This is a genomic window from Mesorhizobium sp. WSM4814 (assembly GCF_055811595.1).
In genome coordinates, this window is the sequence record NZ_JBVVQT010000003.1 from 193,354 (window position 1) to 215,818 (window position 22,465).

19 protein-coding genes are annotated in these 22,465 nt (G+C 61.2%); 12 read left to right on the top strand and 7 right to left on the bottom strand.

What is annotated here, in order from left to right; translation table 11 throughout:
• Positions 1 to 147 precede the first annotated feature (147 nt).
• On the top strand, positions 148 to 1,242 hold the full coding sequence (locus AC0L2V_RS07300) for a glycosyltransferase family 4 protein (RefSeq protein WP_473509452.1): 1,095 nt from the start codon (positions 148 to 150) through the stop codon (positions 1,240 to 1,242).
• A 75-nt stretch (positions 1,243 to 1,317) separates the two neighbouring features.
• Positions 1,318 to 3,486, top strand: coding sequence for an amylo-alpha-1,6-glucosidase (locus AC0L2V_RS07305; RefSeq protein WP_473509453.1), 2,169 nt, complete (start codon positions 1,318 to 1,320; stop codon positions 3,484 to 3,486).
• A 274-nt stretch (positions 3,487 to 3,760) separates the two neighbouring features.
• Here the strand turns inward: AC0L2V_RS07305 and AC0L2V_RS07310 are convergent, their stop codons facing one another.
• From AC0L2V_RS07310 to AC0L2V_RS07325, 4 genes are read right to left on the bottom strand one after another with little or no spacing between them, the layout of a single operon-like run.
• Positions 3,761 to 3,934, bottom strand: coding sequence for a hypothetical protein (locus tag AC0L2V_RS07310; RefSeq protein WP_473509454.1), 174 nt, complete (start codon positions 3,932 to 3,934; stop codon positions 3,761 to 3,763).
• 32 nt (positions 3,935 to 3,966) lie between these two features.
• Positions 3,967 to 5,097 (bottom strand): WD40 repeat domain-containing protein, encoded by a 1,131-nt coding sequence (locus AC0L2V_RS07315; RefSeq protein ID WP_473509456.1) that lies wholly within the window; start codon positions 5,095 to 5,097, stop codon positions 3,967 to 3,969.
• Between the two features lie 14 nt (positions 5,098 to 5,111).
• Positions 5,112 to 5,423 carry a hypothetical protein gene (locus AC0L2V_RS07320; RefSeq protein ID WP_236378686.1) on the bottom strand — a complete coding sequence of 104 codons (312 nt, stop codon included), beginning with the start codon at positions 5,421 to 5,423 and terminating at the stop codon, positions 5,112 to 5,114.
• 11 nt (positions 5,424 to 5,434) lie between these two features.
• Complete coding sequence (locus AC0L2V_RS07325) at positions 5,435 to 5,911, bottom strand: hypothetical protein (RefSeq protein WP_473509458.1); 477 nt, start codon at positions 5,909 to 5,911, stop codon at positions 5,435 to 5,437.
• 559 nt (positions 5,912 to 6,470) lie between these two features.
• On the opposite strand from AC0L2V_RS07325, the gene AC0L2V_RS07330 reads away from it, so the two are divergent.
• The 8 genes from AC0L2V_RS07330 (at position 6,471) to AC0L2V_RS07365 (ending at position 15,443) form a co-directional block, all read left to right on the top strand.
• Positions 6,471 to 8,144, top strand: coding sequence for an aromatic/alkene/methane monooxygenase hydroxylase/oxygenase subunit alpha (locus AC0L2V_RS07330; protein ID WP_473509459.1), 1,674 nt, complete (start codon positions 6,471 to 6,473; stop codon positions 8,142 to 8,144).
• A 54-nt stretch (positions 8,145 to 8,198) separates the two neighbouring features.
• On the top strand, positions 8,199 to 9,260 hold the full coding sequence (locus AC0L2V_RS07335; RefSeq protein WP_473509461.1) for a 2Fe-2S iron-sulfur cluster-binding protein: 1,062 nt from the start codon (positions 8,199 to 8,201) through the stop codon (positions 9,258 to 9,260).
• A 49-nt stretch (positions 9,261 to 9,309) separates the two neighbouring features.
• Entirely contained in the window at positions 9,310 to 10,368 is a 1,059-nt protein-coding gene (locus AC0L2V_RS07340) for an aromatic/alkene monooxygenase hydroxylase subunit beta (RefSeq protein ID WP_473509463.1), read from the top strand.
• Positions 10,369 to 10,385: 17 nt separating this feature from the next.
• On the top strand, positions 10,386 to 10,757 hold the full coding sequence (locus tag AC0L2V_RS07345) for an MmoB/DmpM family protein (protein WP_023799649.1): 372 nt from the start codon (positions 10,386 to 10,388) through the stop codon (positions 10,755 to 10,757).
• Positions 10,758 to 10,830: 73 nt separating this feature from the next.
• A complete protein-coding gene (locus AC0L2V_RS07350) occupies positions 10,831 to 11,853 on the top strand; it encodes an amidohydrolase family protein (protein ID WP_254020523.1) in 1,023 nt (340 codons plus the stop codon).
• A gap of 5 nt (positions 11,854 to 11,858) precedes the next feature.
• Positions 11,859 to 12,653 carry an iron-sulfur cluster assembly protein gene (locus AC0L2V_RS07355; RefSeq protein ID WP_473509465.1) on the top strand — a complete coding sequence of 265 codons (795 nt, stop codon included), beginning with the start codon at positions 11,859 to 11,861 and terminating at the stop codon, positions 12,651 to 12,653.
• A gap of 76 nt (positions 12,654 to 12,729) precedes the next feature.
• Positions 12,730 to 14,361, top strand: a complete 1,632-nt coding sequence (groEL, locus tag AC0L2V_RS07360) for a chaperonin GroEL (RefSeq protein ID WP_473519790.1) — start codon at positions 12,730 to 12,732, stop codon at positions 14,359 to 14,361.
• Between the two features lie 38 nt (positions 14,362 to 14,399).
• Positions 14,400 to 15,443 (top strand): NAD(P)-dependent alcohol dehydrogenase, encoded by a 1,044-nt coding sequence (locus AC0L2V_RS07365; RefSeq protein WP_473509469.1) that lies wholly within the window; start codon positions 14,400 to 14,402, stop codon positions 15,441 to 15,443.
• Positions 15,444 to 15,623: 180 nt separating this feature from the next.
• Here the strand turns inward: AC0L2V_RS07365 and AC0L2V_RS07370 are convergent, their stop codons facing one another.
• From AC0L2V_RS07370 to AC0L2V_RS07380, 3 genes are all read right to left on the bottom strand, one after another.
• Positions 15,624 to 17,699 (bottom strand): sigma-54-dependent Fis family transcriptional regulator, encoded by a 2,076-nt coding sequence (locus tag AC0L2V_RS07370; protein WP_473509471.1) that lies wholly within the window; start codon positions 17,697 to 17,699, stop codon positions 15,624 to 15,626.
• A gap of 78 nt (positions 17,700 to 17,777) precedes the next feature.
• Positions 17,778 to 18,251, bottom strand: coding sequence for a hypothetical protein (locus AC0L2V_RS07375; RefSeq protein ID WP_473509473.1), 474 nt, complete (start codon positions 18,249 to 18,251; stop codon positions 17,778 to 17,780).
• A gap of 267 nt (positions 18,252 to 18,518) precedes the next feature.
• On the bottom strand, positions 18,519 to 19,169 hold the full coding sequence (locus AC0L2V_RS07380) for a GntR family transcriptional regulator (RefSeq protein ID WP_473509474.1): 651 nt from the start codon (positions 19,167 to 19,169) through the stop codon (positions 18,519 to 18,521).
• Positions 19,170 to 19,368: 199 nt separating this feature from the next.
• Between AC0L2V_RS07380 and AC0L2V_RS07385 the strand changes: the two genes are divergently transcribed.
• A complete protein-coding gene (locus AC0L2V_RS07385; RefSeq protein WP_473509475.1) occupies positions 19,369 to 20,763 on the top strand; it encodes a malonyl-CoA decarboxylase in 1,395 nt (464 codons plus the stop codon).
• A 22-nt stretch (positions 20,764 to 20,785) separates the two neighbouring features.
• Complete coding sequence (locus AC0L2V_RS07390; RefSeq protein WP_473509477.1) at positions 20,786 to 22,306, top strand: malonate--CoA ligase; 1,521 nt, start codon at positions 20,786 to 20,788, stop codon at positions 22,304 to 22,306.
• The last annotated feature ends 159 nt before the right edge of the window (positions 22,307 to 22,465 follow it).

The window sequence follows — 22,465 nt, forward strand, 5'->3', positions numbered from 1 at the left end:
CTCGCCTGACGCAGCGATTGTTCCCGCCGGGAACATATCGACCCTTCGAGAGTTGGCCCGGGAGAACCGCACTGCAATGAACGCGAGGAAGGGGATTGCCGTCGGAGCTTTTTGAAGGATGACCTTCGCTTTCGAGAAGTGTTGCAGATGAAAATTGCCCAGATCGCCCCCCTTACCGAAGCCGTGCCGCCGCGGACCTATGGCGGGACCGAGCGGATAGTCTCATATCTGACTGAGGAGCTTGTTCGACAGGGGCATGACGTGACCTTGTTCGCCAGCGGTGATTCACGCACCTCTGCCGAATTGGTCCCGTGTTGCGATATTGCATTGCGCCTGAATCCCAGGGTTCGGCACGACATTCCCCACCACGTGACGATGCTTGAAAAGGTGCGCAGGCGGGCCGATGAATTCGATGTGCTGCATTTTCACATCGATATTCTTCACTTCCCCGTACTCCGGGACTTTGCCCAGCGAACCGCTACGACACTTCATGGACGGCTCGACCTCCCGGACCTGGCGCAGCTTTACGCGATGTTCGATGACATTCCGCTGGTCTCGATTTCCTACGACCAACGTTGGCCCATGCCGCCGGTCAATTGGGCGGGCACGGTGTACCACGGGCTGCCACGCGACCTTCTTCCTTTTCGCCCGAAAGCCTCGGGCTATCTCGCATTCCTCGGCCGCATCTCACCGGAAAAGGGGCCGGAAACGGCCATTGAAATCGCAGCGCGTACCGGTATGCCGCTGAAGATCGCCGCCAAGATCGACAAGGTAGACCAATCATATTGGAAAGAGAGGGTGGAACCCCAGTTGCTTCGACATTCGAACGTGGAATTCATCGGCGAGATCGACGAACGGCAAAAAGCAGACTTTTTGGGTAATGCGGCAGCGCTCTTATTCCCCATCGACTGGCCGGAACCCTTCGGACTCGTAACCATCGAGGCGATGGCCTGTGGCACGCCTGTGATAGCGTTTAGGCGCGGCGCCGTTCCGGAGGTCGTCGACGACGGCGTGTCCGGGTTGATCGTCGACACGCTCGACGAAGCTGTGGACGCGGTACGGCGGATAAACGGCCTCGATCGTGCACAGGTGCGACGGACTTTTGAAGAGCGATTCACGGTCGAGCGCATGTGCCGCGACTATGCAGCGATCTATGGCTCGCTCTCGGACGACATAACGACCGCACTTGGTTCTCAAAACAAGCGCGCTAAAAATGCCGCAATGATGACTATGTCTACCTGACCGAGCAAGGAGACGGCTCGGCTGCTCGGATCAGCGCCTGAGCCGCCTTGGTCGCTTCTGAACGGAAGGTTGACCATGACCACTCAACTCGAAGACCGCAAGATTGATCCAGCCGTGGCGCTGCCGGCAATCGACGAAACGGCACCGCGCGAGCCGCATCGGCAATTTGCGCTGAAACACGAGGATTGTTTCGTCGTCGCAGACAGCTACGGCGACATACGCGGCACCGGCGACGGGCTTTTCCGCGACGACACGCGTGTATTGTCGCGCTTCCGTCTGTTCATTGGCGGCCGGATGCCGTCGCTGCTCGGCGCCTCGCTGTCGCAGGACAACATCCTATTCACCGCCAATCTTACCAATCTAGCCACTATCGGGCCGAATGGCAGCGAAGCATTGCCGGGCGTCGTCCACGTCGATCGGACGCGGTTCATCTGGCAGGACCGCATGTTCGAACGCATCAAGTTCACCAACTACTCCGCGCGCGAGGTGGTTCTGCCGGTCCGGCTCGACTTCGACGCCGATTTCCGTGACATGTTCGAGGTGCGCGGCACTACGCGTAGCCGCCGCGGTCGCGCGCATGACGCACTGGTCGGCGAGGCGAGCGTAACGTTCCGATATGAAGGCCTCGACAATGTGGCTCGTCAATCGGTCATCGCATTCTCGATCAAGCCCGATCAGGTGCACCCCGATCACGCCGATTTCCTCATTGTCGTGGCAAGGCGTGACAGCAGAGCATTGTACCTGGAGGTCGGCCACAGCGAAGAAACCCCCTCCAGCGACCGCTTTCGCGCGGCCGCTGCGCGAGCCCGCTTCGCCATGCGCTCAAAGCGCCGGCAGGGCGCCACCGTCTTCAGCTCCGGGCGCGTGTTCAATGACTGGCTGACACGCACACGCGCCGACATCGCGCTGCTGACGACCGATCTGGAGACCGGGCCATACCCGTATGCCGGCATCCCTTGGTTTTCGACGGCTTTCGGCCGCGACGGCGTCATTTCCGCCTTGCAGATGCTTTGGCTCAATCCGGACCTTGCTCGTGGGGTCCTGGCCTTCCTTGCCCACTATCAATCGACCGAGACCTCTGTATTCGACGATGCGGAGCCTGGCAAAATCATGCATGAAACCCGCAAGGGGGAAATGGCCGTGCTGCGCGAGCTGCCGTTCGGCCGCTACTATGGCGGCGTCGACACCACGCCACTCTATGTCTATCTGGCTTCGTCCTACGCCGATCGCACCGGAGACGAGGCGTTCGTCGATCGCATGTGGAACTCCCTGGGCGCTGCCACTGCCTGGATGGAAGAGGTCGGAGCCCGCAACGGAGAAGGCTTTGTCACCTACAACCGGGCGGCCGACACGGGTCTGTTCAACCAAGGCTGGAAGGACAGTTCCGATGCCATCTTCCATGCCGACGGCACGATCCCCAAAGGACCGATCGCATTGGTCGAGGTGCAAGGTTATGCCTTCGCCGCATATCAGGGAATGGCGGCGCTGGCCGCCAGGCGCGGCGACGACGCAAAGGCGGCGCACTGGAGCGCCCTGGCAGAGAGGATCCGTCAGGCGGTGGAGACGCATTTCTGGATGCCGGACCGCGATTTCTATGCTTTGGCAATCGACGGAGAAGGCAAGCAATGCGCGGTTCGCACGTCCAATGCCGGTCACCTGCTTTACGTCGGGCTGCCGTCGGCGGAACGGGCTCAGTCAGTCGCCACCCAGCTGCTCTCTGCTCATCTCCATAGCGGTTGGGGCGTTCGCACACTGGCCGACGACGAGATCCCATTCAACCCGATGTCATATCATAATGGCTCGATCTGGCCGCACGACACCGCGCTCTGCGCCTCCGGTCTCGCCCGCTATCACGAGCGCGACAGCGTCGTGAAGCTGATGAGCGGTATGTTCGAGGCGGCGGTCCGTTTCAATATGCGGCTGCCAGAGCTGTTCTGCGGCTTTACGCGTGCCGCCAGCGATTCACCGGTGGCCTACCCGGTCGCCTGTCTGCCGCAGGCGTGGTCGGCTGGCGCCGCTTTCATGATGCTGCAGGCTTGCCTGGGCATTCGGGTTGACGGCTGGAAACGCGAAATCACCGTCGAACGCCCGCGGCTGCCGATCGGCATCGACAACATCGTTATCCGCCACCTGGCCATCGGCGAGGCGAAAGTCGATCTCATCTTCGAGCGCATTGGCGACCGCGTTGTGTGTTATCTCGACCACCGCCATGAGGGTCTGGTGCCTCTGGTGGTGCGCTCATAACGCAGGCTCCCCATGCGCTCCGTGATGGACACTGCCATCAATGACCACGGCGCAACTGAAACCTGCGCCGATCGCCAGCGCACCGACTATAGGGTGGTACCTGCGGCATCTGCGAGCGCTGGATTGAGTCGCGCCTGGGTGAGCCCTCGACCAGGGTAAGTCGCAATCTGAAGGAATGGCATACACAGCCAGCGCAGCGCAAAACCTGTACGCCGAATCCGCCTGAAGCTCCTTCGGAGCTTTGGCTTTTCGAGCGCATTGATTGGTCGTGAGTTTAGTTGGTCTTCAACTGGCCGACGCGGTTTTCGGCAATCCAGCGAGCGGCAAGCACCAATGCGCCCATACTGAAATCCTTGCCGTGTTTGGCCACCATTTCTTCCGACAGCTTGGCGAGCCGTTCGAAGAATTCGTCCTTGCTCTCGCCCTCGGGGGTGGGTTCGGTTTGCATTTTGTGCTCCTTTTGCATGCGGCCTGCCTTTGCTATTTGAACATCTGTGCGGGAAAGGTGACGATCGCGGCGGTGCCGTCGGCTGAGCCCACTGCCAGGTGGCGTCCGTCGCCGGACCAGGCAAGCGCGGTCACCGCGCTGCCCAGCGGCCTGACGAGGAGTTCGTCTCGCGCGCCGATCTGGGCGATGGTGATCCGGCCGTTGGCATAGCCGGCCGCAATCAGTTTTTTCTCCGGGTGCGCAGCCACTGTCTCGACCGGAGCCAGCCCGGCGCGGCCAGTCTCCAGCGCGCCCGAGGTGTCGCCGTCAAGTGGCGGAGCGGTCATCGACCAGCCGGCGATCCGGAAGGCGCCCGACGCAAACAGCGCATGCTCCGGCCGGCTCCAGCACAGTGTCCGGACCGGCGATGGAAATCCCTCGACGATGCCGTAGCGATCATCGGTCATGCTGACCAGGGCAAAGCCGCCTGTTTCGAGTCCACAGGCCAGCCATGTGCCGTCTCCACTCCAGCGGATCGATACCGGGCGCGCCGAAAAAGAAACGTCGCGTATCGGGGTAGCGTCGCCGTCGACCGCCCAGATCGACAATCCGTCGCCTAGGCCATGGGCGAGGCGCCTTCCGCCTGGCGAAAAGGCAAGCGCACCCGTGGACGGTGTCGCATCATCGTGTCGCAGTCGTACCGCATCGCCTTGGCCGCGTGCCAGGAAGACATCCTGGCCGTTGCTGACGGCTGTGATGGCCGTCCGGGGGTTGTGGTCGACGGCGACGACCGGCCCGTCGATCTTCACCAGCGTCTCCATCACATTGCCGTTCGCGGCCAGATGCACCGCTTCGCCAGCCGCCGTTCCAACGAGGAAGCCGAAGGAAAGGTAGCTGGCGAGCGGGACGTCTCCATCCCCCAACGCAGCGGTGGCGATCAATGGTGCCGGTGGCTTCTCCCGCGGGCGGATCGTCGTCTGGCCGAGATCGCCGCTCACCCTGATCCGCGATTCCGGCGGCTCCTGGTCCGCGACTGCGGCTATGGCGACCGTTCCGTCGACGCTGGTGTATGCGACAGCCGAGCCATCGGCGCTGAAGCGCAGGTCGGCGATCGCCGACGGGCGACGCCAGCTTCGCGCCAGCAGGTCGAACAAGGTCAGGTTCTGTATCGCGTGCTGGTTCATGACCATTCCCTTCGTCAATTACCCACCTTCGCCGCGAGGCTGCGGTCGACGTCCTCGACGTCGGCTTCCGCGGCGGCGATGCGTTGCTCGCACCTCGCGCCTTCCTGCATGACCGCGGCGGCTCTCTCCTCCGCCTCATGCAAATCCTGCACCAGTTGCGCGCTGGCGCCGCTCCTGCCGATTTCGAGTTCCAGGCGCAGCACATCCATCTCGATACCGGCGCGTATCTGATTGAGCCGCAGCGCCTCGGCAGTCAGCGCGGAGACGTTGGCGACAAGATCGAGCCGGCGGGCGAGCAACATGTCACGCCTGGTCGTTTGCCCCATCGGATCCTCCATCATTTTTCGGTCCCAGCCGTCGGTCCGGGTGGTTTTTCGAAAGCCGACAGCGATTTGGGCAATGTGCCGGCCTGCGACTGGAACTGTTTTTCGGCCGTTTCGATGTGGCTCTTGAGCTGATCCCAGATGTCGACGCGGATCATCGATGTCGTATCGCCGGTAAGGCGCTCGATCTCCTCGACGCGGAACTGCCGCGACAGCGAAACGCCGGAAAACACGAAGTCGCGCAACAGGATCGCATGGTTCTCGATGAACAGATGGATCATCGGATGCGTTTCCGTGGTGACGCCGCCGGCGGCAAGCTCGGCCCGGATGAAGTCCTGGAAGTGACTCTGGAGGCGATGTTGGCTCTCGCCCATGAAGCGCATGACAAAGACCAGATCGCGGGGCATCAGCCTGACAAGATCGCCGGTGACGCCATCAACCTGGCTGGACATTGGCTCGGGCTGCCTCCGGCTGTCTTTGTCGTTCGCCACGGCTTTTCTCCAGTGCGAGGCCCGTCCGTGAACCATCACCCTCAAATAGTAGAGAAAGGAGAAGAATAAAATAGATGATGTGTGTTTTTCAAATTTGCTGCGAAGCTAACTTGATATATCGCAATTGCGAATAGATATTAAATATTACATGCGTACGTTACAACTGTAAAGGAACGTTACAGTTGCCGTCCTCTTCATGCGCCGAAAGGGGCGGCGATTTGTTTTTAGCGTCAGGCACGGGCGCCATTTTCAAATTGGCACGGCGCTTGCTTTATACATTTCCACAAGAAGCCCATCGCGCTTTTGACGCGGTGCCAAAAGAACGAAGGAACGGAGGAAGCAGGTCACGTCCGCTTCGATACGCCCATCGCATATGCGGTTGGCGCCGCGGTCCCTGTAAGACTCTAACACCTTTGCCGCGATCCACTTGAATGGCCGGACCATGAGTCGCGCCTGAATGCGCAACCCTTTGTCGTGCCGTTCGCACTCTCACTTGCGGCGCTGTGCGCCGCTTCATGCCGGGGTCAAGGGACCTGCGGCTCAAACCTGGTGGAGGCTTATGACCATGACGTCTCTGACGCTCAACAAGATTACCTCGCAACGCGGAATTTCCGTCGGCGAGGCAACCAAGAAGATTGCCGATCTCGGCTGGAATCCTTCCTACGTCCAGGAAGCGGTGACGTTTCCGACGGACTACAAGATCAACAAGACGCCGCGCGACCCGATGAAGCAGGTTTTGCGGTCGTACTTTCCGATGCAGGAAGAGAAGGACAACCGGGTCTACGGCGCGCTGGATGCGGCGCTGCGCGGCGACATGTTCCGCAATGTGGAACCGCGCTGGGTCGAGTGGATGAAACTCTTTCTGGCGATCATTCCCTTCCCGGAAATCTCGGCTGCCCGCTCGATGGCGATGGTCGCCCGTATCGCTCCTGGCGAGGAACTCAGGACCGGCTTCACGATGCAGATGATCGACGAGTTCCGGCATTCGACGATCCAGATGAACCTGAAGAAATGGTACATGGAGAACTACATCGATCCGGCTGGCTTCGACATCACCGAGGAAGCCTTCGGAAAATGCTACGCCACGACCATCGGCCGGCAGTTCGCTGAAGGCTTCATCACCGGCGACACCATGACTGCCGCCTGCATGTACCTGACCGTGGTGGCCGAAACCGCCTTTACCAACACGCTCTTTGTCGCCATGCCGTCGGAAGCCGCCCGCAACGGCGACTATGCGCTGCCGACCGTCTTCCTGTCGGTGCAGTCCGACGAGAGCCGGCATATCGGTAATGGCCACTCACTGCTGATGGCGGCGCTCAAGGAGCCGGAAAATCACCTCTTGCTCGAGCGCGACCTGCGCTATGCCTTCTGGCAGAACCACGCGATCGTCGATGCGGCCATCGGCACCTTCATCGAATACGGCACCACCAACCGCGACAAGAACAAGGAGTCTTACGCGGAAATGTGGCACCGCTGGATCTATGAGGATTACTACCGCACCTACATGCTGCCGCTCGAGAAATACGGCATCAAGGTCCATCACGACGACGTCCAGGCAGCCTGGGAACGCATTACCAAGAAGAACTATGTCCACAAGGTCGGACAGTTCTTCGCGGTCGGCTGGCCGGTCAATTTCTGGCGCATCGAAGCCCAGACCGACAAGGACTTCGAGTGGTTCGAGCACAAATATCCGGGCTGGTACGCCGAATTCGGCGACTTCTGGAAATGGTACGCCAAGCTCAGCCACAAGGGCGAGAAGGTGCTGCTGTTCAACAGCGACGTCGGCTATGTCTATCCACATCGCTGCTGGTCCTGCCTTGTTCCCTGCCTGATCCGCGAGGATATGGTGGTCGGCGAGATCGACGGCCAGTTGCACACCTTCGCCCACGAACTCGACAAGTGGACTGCCACCGTGGCGTTCGCCGACGAATATCAGGGCCGTCCGACACCCGCGATGGGCCGCTTCAGCGGCAAGCGCGAATGGGAGACGCTCTATGACGGCTGGGATCTGGCCGATGCCATCAAGGACCTGAACTTCGTCCGCTCTGACGGCAAGACGCTGGTCCCGCAGCCGCATATGCGTTTCGCCGACAAGGAGATGTGGACGCTGGACGACGTGCGCGGCAACAAGCTCGGGTCGCCGCTCAACGCGCTGCGTGCCATGTCACCCGCGGACCGTGAGAAGCACCTGGCGGAATACCGGGCCGGCTTCACGATCACCCCCTGCAACTGATCAGGCCAAAGGGGGGCGGGTTCGTCCCGCCCCTTCCTTTCACTGGAGGTCCGTATGTCGGAAACCCACACGGTCAGGCTCAGCCCGGTCGGCGTCGAATTTGATGTCGAAAATGGCGAAACGGTACTCAACGCCGCTTTCCGCCAGGGCATCGCCCTGCCGCACGGCTGCAAGGAAGGGCAATGCTCGGCCTGCAAGAGCGTGTTGCTCGAAGGCGAAGTCGACATGCTGAAATACTCGACTTTCGCGCTGAACGACATGGAGAAGGAGAGCGGCCACGTCCTTTTGTGCCGCTGCATCGCCTACTCCGATCTGGAAGTCGAGCTTCTCAACTACGACGAGGAGATTTTGGCGAAAGCGATCGCCGTGAAGACGTTCAACGGCCGGATTGCTCTGATCGAGCACCTGACCCACGACATTCGCGGCATCGAGATCGAACTCGGCTCGCCGATAAAGTTCTGGGCGGGGCAATATGTCGACATCACGGTTACCACGGAAAAAGGGGAGACGATTACGCGCTCGTTCTCCATGGCAAATACGCCGGACCAAACCGAAAAACTCTGCTTCATCATCAAAAAATACCCTGAGGGAAAGTTCTCTGGAGAACTCGATTCCGGAGGAATCAAGGTTGGAGCTGAAGTCACCGTCGTCGGACCCTACGGAACCTGTTTCCGTCGGGAAGAACGGCAAGGACCCCTAGTCCTGGTCGGCGCCGGCTCGGGCATGTCGCCGATCTGGTCGATCCTCAACGACCATCTGAAGAGCGGCGAGAAACGTCCGGTCTATTTCTTCTACGGTGCCAGGACCCGCAACGACCTGTTCTATCTCGACAGGATCGCCGAGCTGATCGGCCAGCATTCGGATGTCACTTTCATTCCCGTGCTGTCGCACGCGACTGAGGACGCCGAATGGGAAGGCGAACGCGGTTTCGTACACCAGAGTGTCGACGCCAAGCTCAAGCAACTTGCGGTCGACGGGCAGGGCGATGTCCATGCCTGTGGCCCGCCACCGATGATTGATGCGCTTCAGCCGGTTCTATTCATGAACGGGTTCGAGACTGAGCGGATCTTCTTCGACAAGTTCACCACATCGACAGGTGCTACGCCGACCCACTGAGGGACGGCCACGCAACTGCAACCACAACTGCAACAAGGGAGTGAAGACTATGCCAGCTATCTCGAGTTCAGTCGGATCCGGAGCCGCCGGCGCGGCGATCTTTGCCGATTCCGACAGCCGGAAGTACCGGTATTTCGACCCGAAGGGCCAGCGCGCCACGCACTACGAAGACATGACGGTCGACGTACAGCCTGACCCGGAGCGTTACCTGATCCAGGACTGGATCATCTCCTTTGCCGACGGCAAGGGCGCTTATGTCAAGCAGAACACTGCTGCGCAGAGCTCCAACTGGCATGCCTTTCGCGCCCCCGATCAGGAGTGGGAACGCACGCACTACCAGCGCCAGTCGAAAATCGAGACGATGGTGCAGAGCGTCATCAACAACGCCCGCAAGTCCGGCGCGCCCAAGACCTTCGACAAGGCCTGGGTCAAGATCCTGCAGACGCAGCTCGGCGCCTGGAAACATGCCGAATTCGGGCTCGGCACCTCGCTGATGCAGGCGCAGCGTTACGGCTACACCCAGATGATCAACAACGCGACGCTGACCAACTCGTCCTACAAGCTGCGGCTTGCCCAGGACATCACGCTCTACCTCGCCGAGATCGGCATGGACCTTCCCGGCTGGGACGACGAACTCGGCAAGAAGACCTGGCTCGAGGACAACAACTGGCAAGGTACCCGCGAGGCGGTCGAAACCATCATGGGCGCGAGCGACTATCTCGAACAGTATTTCGCCATCAACATCGTCTTCGAGCCGCTGGTCGGGGAAGCATTCCGCTCAGGCTTCCTGATGCAGATCGCCGCCGCCAACCACGACTTCATAACGCCTGCGGTGATCTCGGCAGCCGAGGCCGACTACGAACGCAACCTCGCCAACACGATCGACCTCATGCACATGCTCGCCAACGACGAGAAGCACGGCGCGGCGAACAAGAAGCTCTTCCAGGGCTGGGTCGAGAAACACGGCGCGCTCGCCGACAAGGCAGCCACCGGCCTGCAGCCGATCTGGTCGATGCCGCATTCCAAGCCGGTCGCATTTGCGGATGTCCGTGCCAAATCCGAGGAACGGATTGGTCAGATACTCCGCGAACTTGGCCTCAAGCGCTGACACAGGGAGAAACCGTCATGTCAACTGCAGCACGCGACGCATCGCAATCCAACATCTTCAGGGCGATGAAGGACATCACCTTCGAACAGACGATTTCGCATCAGTGCGGCGTCACCATGAACGACTCGGTGGAAGCCAGGGCCATCGCTGAATTCATGGGCCTGAAGCCGAACGTAACCGTAACCTACCAACCGGCGATGATCCGGATCGATGGCACCGGCAAGCTGATCTTCAAGATGGATGAAATCAGCGAATATCTCGGCCGCGAGATGACGGCGGAAACCTTCGAGGTCAACAGCTCCACCCACTACGGGCGGATGGTGCGCATCGACGACAACACCGTGATCTTGTTCGGCAACATGGACGAGATGTTCGAATACATCGAATAGCCGGCAAAAAATCAGGCGTGCCGCCTGATTGCGGCACGCCGAACCGATCAACACGCATTTTGCGGAGGAAAGAATGTTTAGGACACCGGAAGGTAAGGACATTTTCGTGGTCGACGGCCACACCCATTTCTGGGACGGCAGCCCGGAGAACCAGAAGAATATTCACGGCAAGCAGTTCATCGATTGCTTCTACGCCTATCATACCGGGCTCAGCCCCAAGGAACAGCTGTGGGAGAAGAGCAAGTTTGAGAAGTACTCGGCCGAGAATCTCTACAACGACCTGTTCATCGACGGGCCGGATGACATCGCGATTTTCCAGACCACGTCACTAAGCGATTTCTACAAGACCGGCTTCGGCTGCATCAAGCGCACCTCGGAGATCGCCAAGAGGTATCCCGGCCGTTTCATTGTGAATGGGGCGTTTGACCCGCGCGATGGCGAAAAAGCGCTCGAATACATCCATTTCATGAAAGAGACTTACGACATTAAAGGCGTGAAGATGTACACCGCCGAGTGGAACGGCGCGTCGAAAGGCTGGCGGCTGAACGACTCCGAGGCCTACAAATGCTTCGAGCTCTGCGACAAGCTCGGCATCAGGAACATCCACGTCCACAAGGGTCCGACGATAATCCCGCTCAGCAAGGATGCGTTTGACGTACACGACGTGGATCATGCTGCTACGGATTTCCAGGGCCTCAACTGGATCGTGGAGCATTGCGGCTTACCGCGCCTCGATGATTTCTGCTGGATCGCGACCCAGGAGACCAATGTCTACGCCGGGCTCGCGGTGGCACTGCCCTTTATTCATTCGCGTCCGCGCTATTTCGGCGAGGTGATCGCCGAGCTGCTGTTCTGGATCGGCCCGGAGAAGATCCTGTTCGGTTCCGACTACGCGATCTGGACGCCGCGTTGGCTGGTCGAAAAGCTCTGGGCCTATCAGATTCCAGAGGACATCGCCGCCGAGCGCGGCGTGCAGTTGACCGACGAGATCAAGGAAAAGATCCTCGGCCTCAACGCTGCCCGCCTCTACGACATCGACATCGAAGCCCGGAAGGCGGAATTCGCCAACTCGCCTTTTAGCATCGCCGCGGAGTAGGAACGATGGCAACCGCCTTTTCCGGTAGCCGCGAGAATGAGCTCTGGCGACGCCTTGGTGAGGTCAACGATCCGGAGCTCGACGAATCGATCACCGAGATGGGCTTCGTCGAGCTCGCCGCAGTCGCCGACGACGGCGGCGTGCAGGTCGAGTTTCGCCTGCCGACCTACTGGTGCTCGCCCAACTTCGCTTTCCTTATGCTGGACGGCGTCTGCAAATCGCTCGACCAGCTTTCGTGGTCGCCTGCCTATCGGGTGAAGTTGCACGACCATATGTTCGCGGAGGAGGTAAATCGCGGCATAGAGGCTGGCAAGGCATTCGGCGAGATCTTTGGCGAACTTGCTGGCGACCTCGATCTCGCAGGTCTGCGGGAAACGTTTGCGATGAAGGCGTTCAAGCGACGCCAGGAGGCAGTCTTGCGCGGCCTCCGGCAGCACGGTCTGACAGATCGGGAAATCCTCGGCATGGACCTGCCGGCGTACGACGTCGCGCGGTTCGAACCCGGCGAAGCGGCCAAACAGAAGCCGAGGTATAGGTCGGCTCTGCTTGAACGCTTTCCCGACCGCCGGGCGGATGAGCCTGTCTTCGTGACATGGGAAGGGCAACCGATACCGGCCCATGCACTCAGTGCGCATCTCGCCGAGCTGCGCAGTGTGCGTATCAACATGGAGTTCAACGGCGCGCTTTGCCGTGGGCTCAAGCAGACCAGATACAAGGAGCTGGATGTGGTCGACGGCGAACCGACACTGGTCGATTTCATCATGGATCGCGTGCCGGCACGAGCCACGCCGACCGCCTGAAGCAGAGCCGAAAACAACGGCCTCCCTCGCACAGGCCCCTAACCAACAACCCGCCCGTAAGGCGGAAGGAGGAATCATGCCCAAAATAATGCTTCACAACTCCGACGCCCGCCGCGCTCTCGCCCGTGGCGTCTTTCGACTGGCCGCTGCCGTCGAGCCTACGCTCGGCCCCAAAGGCATGAACGCCATGATCGATCGGCCGATCGGCACGCCGATGGTGACCCGTGACGGCGTCAGCATCGCCTCCGAGATCGAATTGCACGACCGTTTCGAAAACATGGGCGCGCAGGTCGTTCGCGAAGTGTCGATGCAAACCAACGAGGTCGCCGGCGACGGTACCACGACTGCCATCGTGCTCGCCAACGCTCTCATCCAGGGCGGTGTGGAGGCGAATGAACGCGGCGCGAAATCCGTCGATCTGTGCAAGGGCATCGACCTTGCCGTGACAGCGGTGGTGGCGGCGCTCAAGGCTTCGGCCAAACCGGCTAAGGGCAACCGCATTCTCGCCTCGGTCGCCAACATTGCGGCGACCAATGCCAAGCTTGGCGCACTGGTGGCGGAAGCCCACCAGCGGGTGGGGGCCGAAGGCGTCATCACCACGGACTTCAGCGTCACCACCGAGACCACGCTCGATGTGGTCGAGGGCATGTCCTTCGACCGCGGCTATCTCTCTCATCACATGGTGACTGACCAGGAGAAGATGGAGGCTGTTCTCGAACGGCCGTACATCCTGATGACCGATCTCAAGATCAAGCAGCCCGAGGCGCTTGATGCGGCTCGCCGCATTGCCGCCGAGGATGGTCGGCCGCTGCTGATCGTGTCCGAGGAAATGTCGCCGGAAGTTGTGGTGACGCTGCTCGGTAAGCAAGGACCTGGAAAATACCTCGTTGTCCATCCGCCGGAATATGGCCATTGGCGCAAGGCGATGATGGAGGATCTGGCGATCATCACCGGCGGCAAGGTGATCGCGCGCGACCTCGGCGGTCGGCTGGAGGACATCAGCGCCGACGATCTCGGAACGGCTGACCGGGTGAAGACCAGTTCGTCCTACACCTCGATCATCCGCGGCGGCGGCGACCACGCGGCAATCGCGTCGCGTCGCGCTCAGGTGCAGCGGCAGTTTGAAGCTTCGCCGCCGAATATCGATCAGGACAAGTTGCGCGAACGCCTGGCCAAGCTTTCCGGCGGCACCGCGATTCTCTATGCCGGCGGTGTCACGCCGGTCGAGCAGAAGCGAACCATTCAGCTCATCGAGGATTCGCTGAATGCGGTGCGCGCCGCATCCGAAGAGGGCGTGGTCGCCGGAGGTGGCTCGGCGCTTGCCCAGATCGCGCCGCTGCTCGACAGGGTGGCGGCAGACGTCGATGGCGATGTCGCCGAAGGCGTGCGCCTGGTGCGATCGGTGCTGTCGCGGCCGCTCTGGCGCATAGCCGTCAATGCCGGCGCCGATCCCGAGGCGGTCGTGGCGGAAGTCACGCGCATCAACGGCGGCTACGGCTACAACGCGTCTCTCGGCAGCTACCAGAACATGTTCGAGGCAGGGATCATTGATCCGGTCCGCGTCACCTACACAGCACTCGCCAACGCAGCTTCGGTGGCGACGCTGATCCTGACCACCGAAACGCTGATCGGCCATCTCGCCGAGGACGAGGACCCGACGGCCGGACCGGCTCGCGGTGGCGGCTCTGAAAAACTCGGCCGCGCCTGAAGCAATCCGAACAATCTCGACGTTGAAAGGATACGACGATGAAAGCTGCCAGACTGTACGAATACGACCCGCGTATGAATGTCCAGCTCAGGGTCGAGGAGGTCAAGGCGCCGACCATTACCGCTCCCGACGAGGTCATAGTGCGGGTAGGTGCTGCCGGCCTCTGCCGCACCGACCTCCACATCATCGAGGGTGTGTGGAAGCCGACCATGGATCCAGAGGGGACGCTGCTGCCTTACATCATGGGCCATGAAAATGCAGGCTGGGTCGAGGAGGTCGGCAGCGGCGTCAGGTCGGTCAAGCGCGGTGACGCCGTGATCTGCCACCCCTTCCGCTCGTGCGGCATCTGCCTCAACTGCCGCCACGGCGAGGATATGTACTGCGATAACGGCCAATTTCCGGGCCTCGGCATGAACGGCGGTTTCGCGGAGTATTTCATCACCAGCGAGCGTTCGTTGATCAAGCTGAACGCCAACGTCACACCGATCGAGGTGGCGCCGCTTGCCGACGCCGGCATCACCGCTTATCGCGCCGCCAAGCGCGCCGCCAAGCTGCTGCGACCAGGGAGCTATTGTGTGCTGCTCGGCATAGGCGGGCTCGGCCACATCGCGCTGCAATCGCTGCACGCGATCTCGGGCTGCCGCATCATCGCCGTCGATCGCGAGCCGGCAGCACAGGTGCTGGCCAAGGATCTCGGCGCCGACTTCGTCCTCGATGGCGGACCGAACGTCATCGAGGAGGTCAGCCAGATCACCGGCGGGGGCGCCCATGTGGTCATCGATTTCGTCGGCGAGCTCGGCGTCGAAAACATCTGCTGGAAGATGGTGCGCAAGGGCGGGCAACTGTTCGTCGTCGGCTATGGCGGCAATATCAATGTGCCGACCGCCCATCTCGTCATCGAGGAGATCAACATCGGCGGCAGCCTGGTCGGCAATTTCACCGAGCTTGTCGAATTGATGGAGCTCAACGCCGACGGCAAGGTGAAGATGCACTACACCGAATACAACCTTGCCAGCATCAACACCGCGCTCGACGATTTCAAGAACCGTCGGTTCACCGGTCGCGGCGTCATCGTGCCCTGAAATATATGGGCCGGATTCGCGCGGTCGGGTGCGGTGTCCGGTCACATCAAGAGGGAGAGAAAGGGTCCGGGCGGCAAGATCGGCGCGGCTGTGGTGATTTCGCTGACCATTGGCATGACTTTCCCCAGCCAGTGGCGCGAATGCCGCGCGGCGCTTTTGTGCCGGTGACGGGTTCTGATCCTAGAGGAAACCGCGGCGGATGCCGTATTGGTCGAGTTTGCGATAGAGCGTCGGCCGGGAAATGCCGAGCCGCCGCGCGACCCGACTGAGATTGCCGCCCTCGGCTGCCAATGCGTTCTTCATCGCCTGGCGTTCCGCCTCGACGAGTGTGCCTCCAGGCGACTCGGCCGACAGGGTCTTGCCATCATCGGACGTGGCGCTGGGCGCCGCGATTTCACCGGGGAGATCGTGGAGCCCGATATCTCGGCCCCGCGCCAGGACATGCAACCGCCCGATGAGGTTCTTCAGTTCGCGTACATTGCCCGGCCATTGATAGGCGAGCAGGGCATCGAGCGCTTCTCGCGAAAATTCCAGCGGGTCCTCGCCCGCTGCGGTGGCGATCTGCCGGTTGAAATGTTCGACCAGCAGCAGCACATCCTCGCCGCGCTCGCGCAGCGGTGGAACAGTGATCGAAACCGCGCCAATTCGATAGTAGAGATCGCGGCGGAATCGGCCTGCGGCAATCTCCTGCTTGAGATCGCGATTGGTCGAGGCGACCAGGCGCACATCCACCGGGCGGCCCCGGCTGTCGCCAATGCGGTTGACCACGCGCTCTTCCAGGACACGCAGTAGGAACGGCTGGATCTCGAGCGGCAATTCGCCGATCTCGTCGAGACTGAGGACGCCGCCATGGGCGAGCTCGAAAACCCCCGGTTTGCCTTCACGCGAGGCGCCGGTAAAGGCGCCGGCGACATGGCCGAACAACTCGCTGCCGAACAGGTCCCTGGTGATCGCCCCGCAATTCATGGCGATGAATGGGTCGTTCGCCGTGCGCCGGCTGCCGGCATGGACAAGCCGCGCAAACAGCTCTTTCCCGACCCCTGTTTCACCCTCGACCAACAGCGATGTTACGCTGCTCGACCGGGCGACGCGGCAGGCGACGTCGATGGCGGCATGCAGCGCTTCGCTTTCGCCGACGATCATGGCGACAGCATCCTGAAGATGCTTGTTCACTTCCCGCTGGACCACCGCCGCACTGGAGACTGCCGGCACGGAAGGGAATACCAGCGCCGCGCCGCGGAGGTCGCCATCGAGCTTGAGCGGGGTGATATGGCAGGATCGCAGATGGGCCGGCAGCGCCCTGGCAAGGTCGGCTTCGGAGCCGGAGGACGGAAGGTTCATCAGCCAGCGGCCACGGCCTGGCTCCATCGGGCCGTCCATCATCTCAGTGGCCTCGCCATCAGGCACATTGTTGCAGAAGATGGCACGACCGCGGTGGTCGACGATTACCAGCCCGTCCTTTCGGCGGTAGCCGGGAGCCGATGAAATGAAAGCTTCGAGCAGGCGCGTGCGCTGTTCCTGCTGCTGTTCGGCCAATGCCTTTTCGATCTGCCGGGCTGTCGCGGCGACGAGCGCGGTGTTGTGCGGCCTGAAGATCGGCGAATAGCCTGACAGGTCGACCACACCGATGATCTTGCCGTCCAGCGGGTCGCGAATCGGCGCGCCGGCGCAGGTCCAGGATTTGATGCCGGCACAGAAATGCTCGGCCGCATGCACGAAAGTCGGCTCGCCGGTCCACAGCGCCGTACCGATGCCGTTCGTCCCGACGGCATCCTCGTTCCATTTGCCACCGATGGCAAGGTGGATATCCATGCCGTCATGCAGCGTCTTCTTGTCGCCGATGGCGTCGATCAGCACGCCGTCGCTGTCGGCCAGAACCAGCATCGCGCCGGTCCCGTCCAGTAACTGGCCAAGCGAGGCGAACGACCGCCGCGCCGCCGAAAGCAGTTCTGCATTGGCCCGGGTAAGATATTCGATTGCGTCGCGATCACTGCTCAGCGGTGCTTCAATGCCTTGAGCGTTGATGCCGCCGGTGACACTGCGGTACCAGGAATCGTGAATGAGGGAGCGGACGTGGCTTGGGTGGACTGGATCGCCGGCGCATTTGGGCTCGTCAGCCAGAAAACTTTCCCAGGCGCGCATGGTGGCACGCTCGTCATAGTCGATGTCGCTCAGAGCCATTTGGCCGGTGGCCAGCGACCTACGCGCCGGAAGCGCATCGATCTTCATCTGATTGGGGGCTATCTCGCGTTTCATTCAGTCATCACAGAACCTTTGAGGTATGCCATTTCTGTATGCTGTCGCGTTCGTAGGAAGCACGCCCATGCCTGTCGCTCAGTCGATGCCGAGTTTCGCGCCGATGTCGGCGGCAAGCTGCTCTTCGGTGTAGGTGGTGGCGAGGCGGGATCCGTCCATGTCGGCAAGCGCCTCGGCAACGATTTCGTCGACCGGCGAGAAGAAGCCATTCTGCTTTGTTGCCAGCACGAAGACCTGGTCGCCGCCGCGGTCGCGGATATCGCCGATGTGATGAAGTTGGCGGCCGGTGTTCCGATCCTTCGAAATGACGCGGCCGTTCATGGTGACTTGGATGGACGGCTTGGCCTCGGCAACCGGTGCCGCGCCGCCACCGACATGGATGATCAGGCCTTCCGCCTTTGGTTGCTGTCGTGGCTTCCTGGAAGCTGAATAGCCGCCACCGCTGATCTGATCGGCAAGACGGACGATGGTCGAGCGGTTCTGCTCGATCAGTCTTTTGACTTGTGCGTCCTCGCGCCGCGGGCCATCCCGCTTGGAGATAATCTCGACCATGAATCCTCCCAGATTCGCTCCGCGTCGCCGTTTCTACGGCTCAATTCTTCTTTTGCAGTGAACCCTACACCGCCTCGGCGAAGTTCGCCATTCATATCAAGATAGCGCCAAAATTTGCTTTGCTGGTAGCAGGCGGCTGCTACACGGGATTTCAGATAATCGGAACGCCCGCTTGCTCAGATGCACGCCGCTGCCATGCCGGCCTCGGCATGCGGCTTGGCTTCATTGAGGCGGCGGTGAAAGGCGAGAGGCTCGACTTGCGACGGACTATCTGCTCGCCAGCGTCGCTACAAGATCGCTGAAACGCTCGCCCTGGATGCTGACATGCTGGCGCAGGAGCGTGCGCGCCTGCTCCGCGTCGCCGGCGAGGATTGCTTCCACGATCGCGCCATGCTCGGTGAACGACGTGGCAACGCGGTTGCGAACGCGCAGTTGGAGGCGCCTGTAGGGCTGCAGGCGGCGGTGCAGGGCGACGCACTGCTCGGCCAGAAAACCGCTGTGGCTGGCAGCGTAGATAGCTTTGTGAAAGCGCTCGTTATCGTAATAATAGGCGTCGCTGTCGCCGGCCGAAGACGAACGCTCGCAATCTGCATGCGCGGCCAGGATCGTGGTGCGATCGGCATCGGTGAACCGTCGCGCGGCCAGCGAACCGGCCAAGCCTTCAAGTTCCGCCATCACCTCGAACATTTCGAAAATGCGGTGCGGTCCCGGATCGATCACCACGGCACCCCGGCGCGGCCGGATCTCCACCAGCCCGATTGCGTTCAACTGCATCAGCGCCTCGCGCACCGGCGTCCTCGAGACGCCGAAGCGTGTTGCCAATTGCACCTCGTCCAGTCGTGCACCGGGGGCGAAGTCGTTCGAGATTATGCCGTTTTCAATCTCGTCACGTAGGCGCTGAACGACATTCTCCGACATTTTCTGGGCCTTCCAATGCAGCACAATAAATCTTGTATGCAAGAACGTTGACTTTGCGCACAAGAACGTTTAAGAACAATACCACGAAAGGCAAGTCGGACACAAATGGGTGGACGCATCCGGGCACCGGCACGCGTCGAGGCCGCGCGGCGGGTCTGCTTGCGCCGATTTCGATTTTTTTGCCAGGAGGGACTCCGACATGGCAGGCATCTCGTTCTTTAGCGATATGGTGCAAAGCATTACCGATCGCGGCCGCAGGCTGGTTGCGGCAGGCGCGCGCAGCGAACCGGTCCAAGCCGAGACGAATATCGAAACACTCTGCGACATGCTGTTGTCGAGCCGGGGCGAGGCCTCGGGCATGGCATTGGCCGCAGAGGTCCTTCGGCGCTGGGCCCAACTGGACGCGGCCGGTCAGCAAGACTTCGTGCGCATGCTGCACGAACAGTTCGGCCCAGACATCGCCAAGCTTGACAAAGCCATCGAGCGCTACCGCAGCGACAGGAGCTCGGACGCCGTCATCGAACTGCACCAGGCCGCCGAGCCGCGTCGCCAGGAACTGGTGCGCAGACTGAACCTGGCCCCCAAAGGCACGGCAAGGCTGGTGGAGATGCGCGAGCGCCTATTAGCCATGAAGGATGCGACGGAACCGTTTCGCGCCGTCGATGCCGACTTCGCCCACCTGTTCGGCTCATGGTTCAACCGCGGTTTTCTGACCCTGCGTCCGATCGACTGGTCGACGCCGGCCGACATCCTGGAGAAGATCATCAGATACGAGGCGGTGCATGAAATCGCCGGCTGGGAGGAACTGCGGCGGAGGCTAGCTCCAGCCGACCGCAGATGCTTTGCGTTCTTCCACCCGCGTCTCGCAGATGATCCGCTGATCTTCGTCGAGGTTGCGCTGACCAGGGCGATTCCCTCCGCCATCGCTGATGTGCTCGATGTAAACCGTTCGCCGATCACGGCCCAGGACGCCACCACCGCTGTCTTCTATTCTATCTCCAACTGCCAGGACGGACTGCGTGGCATCTCTTTCGGGAATTTTCTGATCAAGCAGGTGGTGGAGGATTTGCGCCGCGACCTGCCCGGCTTGAAGACCTTCGTGACGCTGTCGCCGGTTCCGGGTTTCGCTGGCTGGCTGGCAAGACTGCGCAAGGCGGCCGATGCCAGCCTCGATGATCGGACCCTCAAGACGCTCGAGCTGCTGGACGATCCGGGCTGGGCGGACAATCCGCAGAAGGCACAGGCCGTTGAAGCGGTGCTTCTCCCGCTCGCCGCACGCTATTTCATTAGGGAACGGGCCACCGGCAGACGGCCGGTCGATCCTGTGGCGCGTTTTCATTTGGGCAACGGCGCTCGCCTTGAACGGCTGAACTTCCTCGCCGATCGCTCCGCCAAGGCGATGCGGCAGTCCCACGGCTTGATGGTCAACTACTTTTACAAGTTGGACGACATCGAGGCGAACCACGAAGCCTTGGCGCAGCATGGCGAAATAGCCGCTTCGCCGGAGGTGAGAAAACTGGCGGCAACCGCTTCGACCGACACCGATATCGCGGCCCCGATTCGTCGACGCCGCACAGAAATGCAGAAAACCTAACAAGCAGATTGGGAGGAGTTCAATGAGCAATCATCTGTTCGACGCCATGCGAGCATCCGCCAAGTCAGGCGAGTCGATTTTCATCGAGACTATTGATGGTCAGCGTTGGACCTATGCAGATGCGCTGCGGCTCTCCGGACAGATCGCCAGCGCAATTGATGTGCTCGGCGTTCGCCCGGGCGACCGCGTCGCGGTCCAGGTGGACAAGAGCCCGCAGGCTCTGATGCTCTATCTCGCATGCGTGCGCTGCGGGGCGATCTATCTGCCGCTGAATACCGCCTATACGCTGACTGAACTCGACTATTTTATCGGTGACGCGGAACCGCGGCTCGTCATCGTCTCCTCGAAGTCGCGAACTGATGTCGAGAGGATCGCGCACGGCTACGGCGCGATTGTCGAAACGCTCGATGCGGACGGCGCCGGGTCGCTCATGGAGTTGGCCCGGGACGAGTCTGACGATTTTCTCGACGCGGCGCGCGCGCCTGACGATCTCGCCGCGATCCTGTACACATCTGGAACCACCGGCCGTTCCAAGGGCGCAATGCTGACGCACGACAACCTTTTGTCCAATGCAATAGCACTGCGCGAATGCTGGCAGGTGACGGCAGCCGACCGGCTGATCCACGCGCTGCCGATTTTTCACACGCATGGGCTCTTCGTGGCGACCAATGTCACGCTCATCGCCGGCGCCTCGATGTTTCTGCTGCCAAAGTTCGATCCGGAGGAAATCCTTTCTCTGATGCCGCGGGCGACGCTGATGATGGGCGTGCCGACCTTCTATGTCCGGTTGCTGCAGCATGAGGGCCTGAACCGGGAGACGGTCGCCAACATCAGGCTGTTCATCTCCGGCTCGGCGCCGTTGCTCGCTGAAACGCACGCCGCATTCAAGCAGCGCACCGGTCACGCCATCCTCGAACGCTACGGCATGACCGAAACCAACATGAACACCTCAAACCCCTATGACGGCGAGCGAAGGGCAGGGACAGTAGGTTTCCCACTCCCGGGCGTGTCGGTGAGGGTCACCGATCCGGCCACCGGCGAGACGCTCGGACCAGGCAAAACCGGCATGATCGAGATCAAGGGCCCGAACGTTTTCCGGGGTTATTGGCGGATGCCTGAAAAGACCGCGGCGGAGTTCACCAAGGACGGCCATTTCATCAGCGGCGATCTCGGCAAGATCGATGAGGCAGGCTATCTCCACATCGTCGGCCGCGACAAGGACCTGGTGATCTCCGGCGGCTACAACATCTACCCGAAGGAGGTCGAGGGTGAGATCGATCAACTCGACGGTGTCGCCGAGAGTGCGGTCATCGGCATTGCACATCCGGATTTCGGCGAGGGGGTGACGGCCATCGTGGTGCTCAAGCCCGGTGCCACAATGGACGAAAAGGCGGTGCTGAACGCGCTGCGCGACCGCCTTGCGCGCTACAAGCAGCCGAAACGGGTGATCTTCGCCGAGGACCTTCCGCGCAACACCATGGGAAAGGTGCAGAAGAACCTTCTGCGCGACCGGTTCAGCAACCTTTACATGCCCGCCTCCTAGAGCATGATGCCGAAAAGTGTGAAGCGGTTTTCGGACGACATCATGCTCTATCTCTTTGATTTAGAACCAGATTCAGATTTCAGGTCAACTCCTGAAATCATCCGGCTCTAGGAGGCGCTGACGACCCTGCGTTGGTGCTTGGGAGCGAGACCAACGCAG

What these genes read in the sequence shown, in the direction of transcription:
- AC0L2V_RS07300 (WP_473509452.1), top strand. Translation starts at nt 148, where the DNA reads ATGAAAATTGCCCAGATCGCCCCCCTTACCGAAGCCGTGCCGCCGCGG.
- AC0L2V_RS07305 (WP_473509453.1), top strand. Translation starts at nt 1,318, where the DNA reads ATGACCACTCAACTCGAAGACCGCAAGATTGATCCAGCCGTGGCGCTG.
- AC0L2V_RS07310 (WP_473509454.1), bottom strand. Translation starts at nt 3,934, where the DNA reads ATGCAAACCGAACCCACCCCCGAGGGCGAGAGCAAGGACGAATTCTTC.
- AC0L2V_RS07315 (WP_473509456.1), bottom strand. Translation starts at nt 5,097, where the DNA reads ATGAACCAGCACGCGATACAGAACCTGACCTTGTTCGACCTGCTGGCG.
- AC0L2V_RS07320 (WP_236378686.1), bottom strand. Translation starts at nt 5,423, where the DNA reads ATGGGGCAAACGACCAGGCGTGACATGTTGCTCGCCCGCCGGCTCGAT.
- AC0L2V_RS07330 (WP_473509459.1), top strand. Translation starts at nt 6,471, where the DNA reads ATGACCATGACGTCTCTGACGCTCAACAAGATTACCTCGCAACGCGGA.
- AC0L2V_RS07335 (WP_473509461.1), top strand. Translation starts at nt 8,199, where the DNA reads ATGTCGGAAACCCACACGGTCAGGCTCAGCCCGGTCGGCGTCGAATTT.
- AC0L2V_RS07340 (WP_473509463.1), top strand. Translation starts at nt 9,310, where the DNA reads ATGCCAGCTATCTCGAGTTCAGTCGGATCCGGAGCCGCCGGCGCGGCG.
- AC0L2V_RS07345 (WP_023799649.1), top strand. Translation starts at nt 10,386, where the DNA reads ATGTCAACTGCAGCACGCGACGCATCGCAATCCAACATCTTCAGGGCG.
- AC0L2V_RS07350 (WP_254020523.1), top strand. Translation starts at nt 10,831, where the DNA reads ATGTTTAGGACACCGGAAGGTAAGGACATTTTCGTGGTCGACGGCCAC.
- AC0L2V_RS07355 (WP_473509465.1), top strand. Translation starts at nt 11,859, where the DNA reads ATGGCAACCGCCTTTTCCGGTAGCCGCGAGAATGAGCTCTGGCGACGC.
- groEL (WP_473519790.1), top strand. Translation starts at nt 12,730, where the DNA reads ATGCCCAAAATAATGCTTCACAACTCCGACGCCCGCCGCGCTCTCGCC.
- AC0L2V_RS07365 (WP_473509469.1), top strand. Translation starts at nt 14,400, where the DNA reads ATGAAAGCTGCCAGACTGTACGAATACGACCCGCGTATGAATGTCCAG.
- AC0L2V_RS07370 (WP_473509471.1), bottom strand. Translation starts at nt 17,699, where the DNA reads ATGAAACGCGAGATAGCCCCCAATCAGATGAAGATCGATGCGCTTCCG.
- AC0L2V_RS07375 (WP_473509473.1), bottom strand. Translation starts at nt 18,251, where the DNA reads ATGGTCGAGATTATCTCCAAGCGGGATGGCCCGCGGCGCGAGGACGCA.
- AC0L2V_RS07380 (WP_473509474.1), bottom strand. Translation starts at nt 19,169, where the DNA reads ATGTCGGAGAATGTCGTTCAGCGCCTACGTGACGAGATTGAAAACGGC.
- AC0L2V_RS07385 (WP_473509475.1), top strand. Translation starts at nt 19,369, where the DNA reads ATGGCAGGCATCTCGTTCTTTAGCGATATGGTGCAAAGCATTACCGAT.
- AC0L2V_RS07390 (WP_473509477.1), top strand. Translation starts at nt 20,786, where the DNA reads ATGAGCAATCATCTGTTCGACGCCATGCGAGCATCCGCCAAGTCAGGC.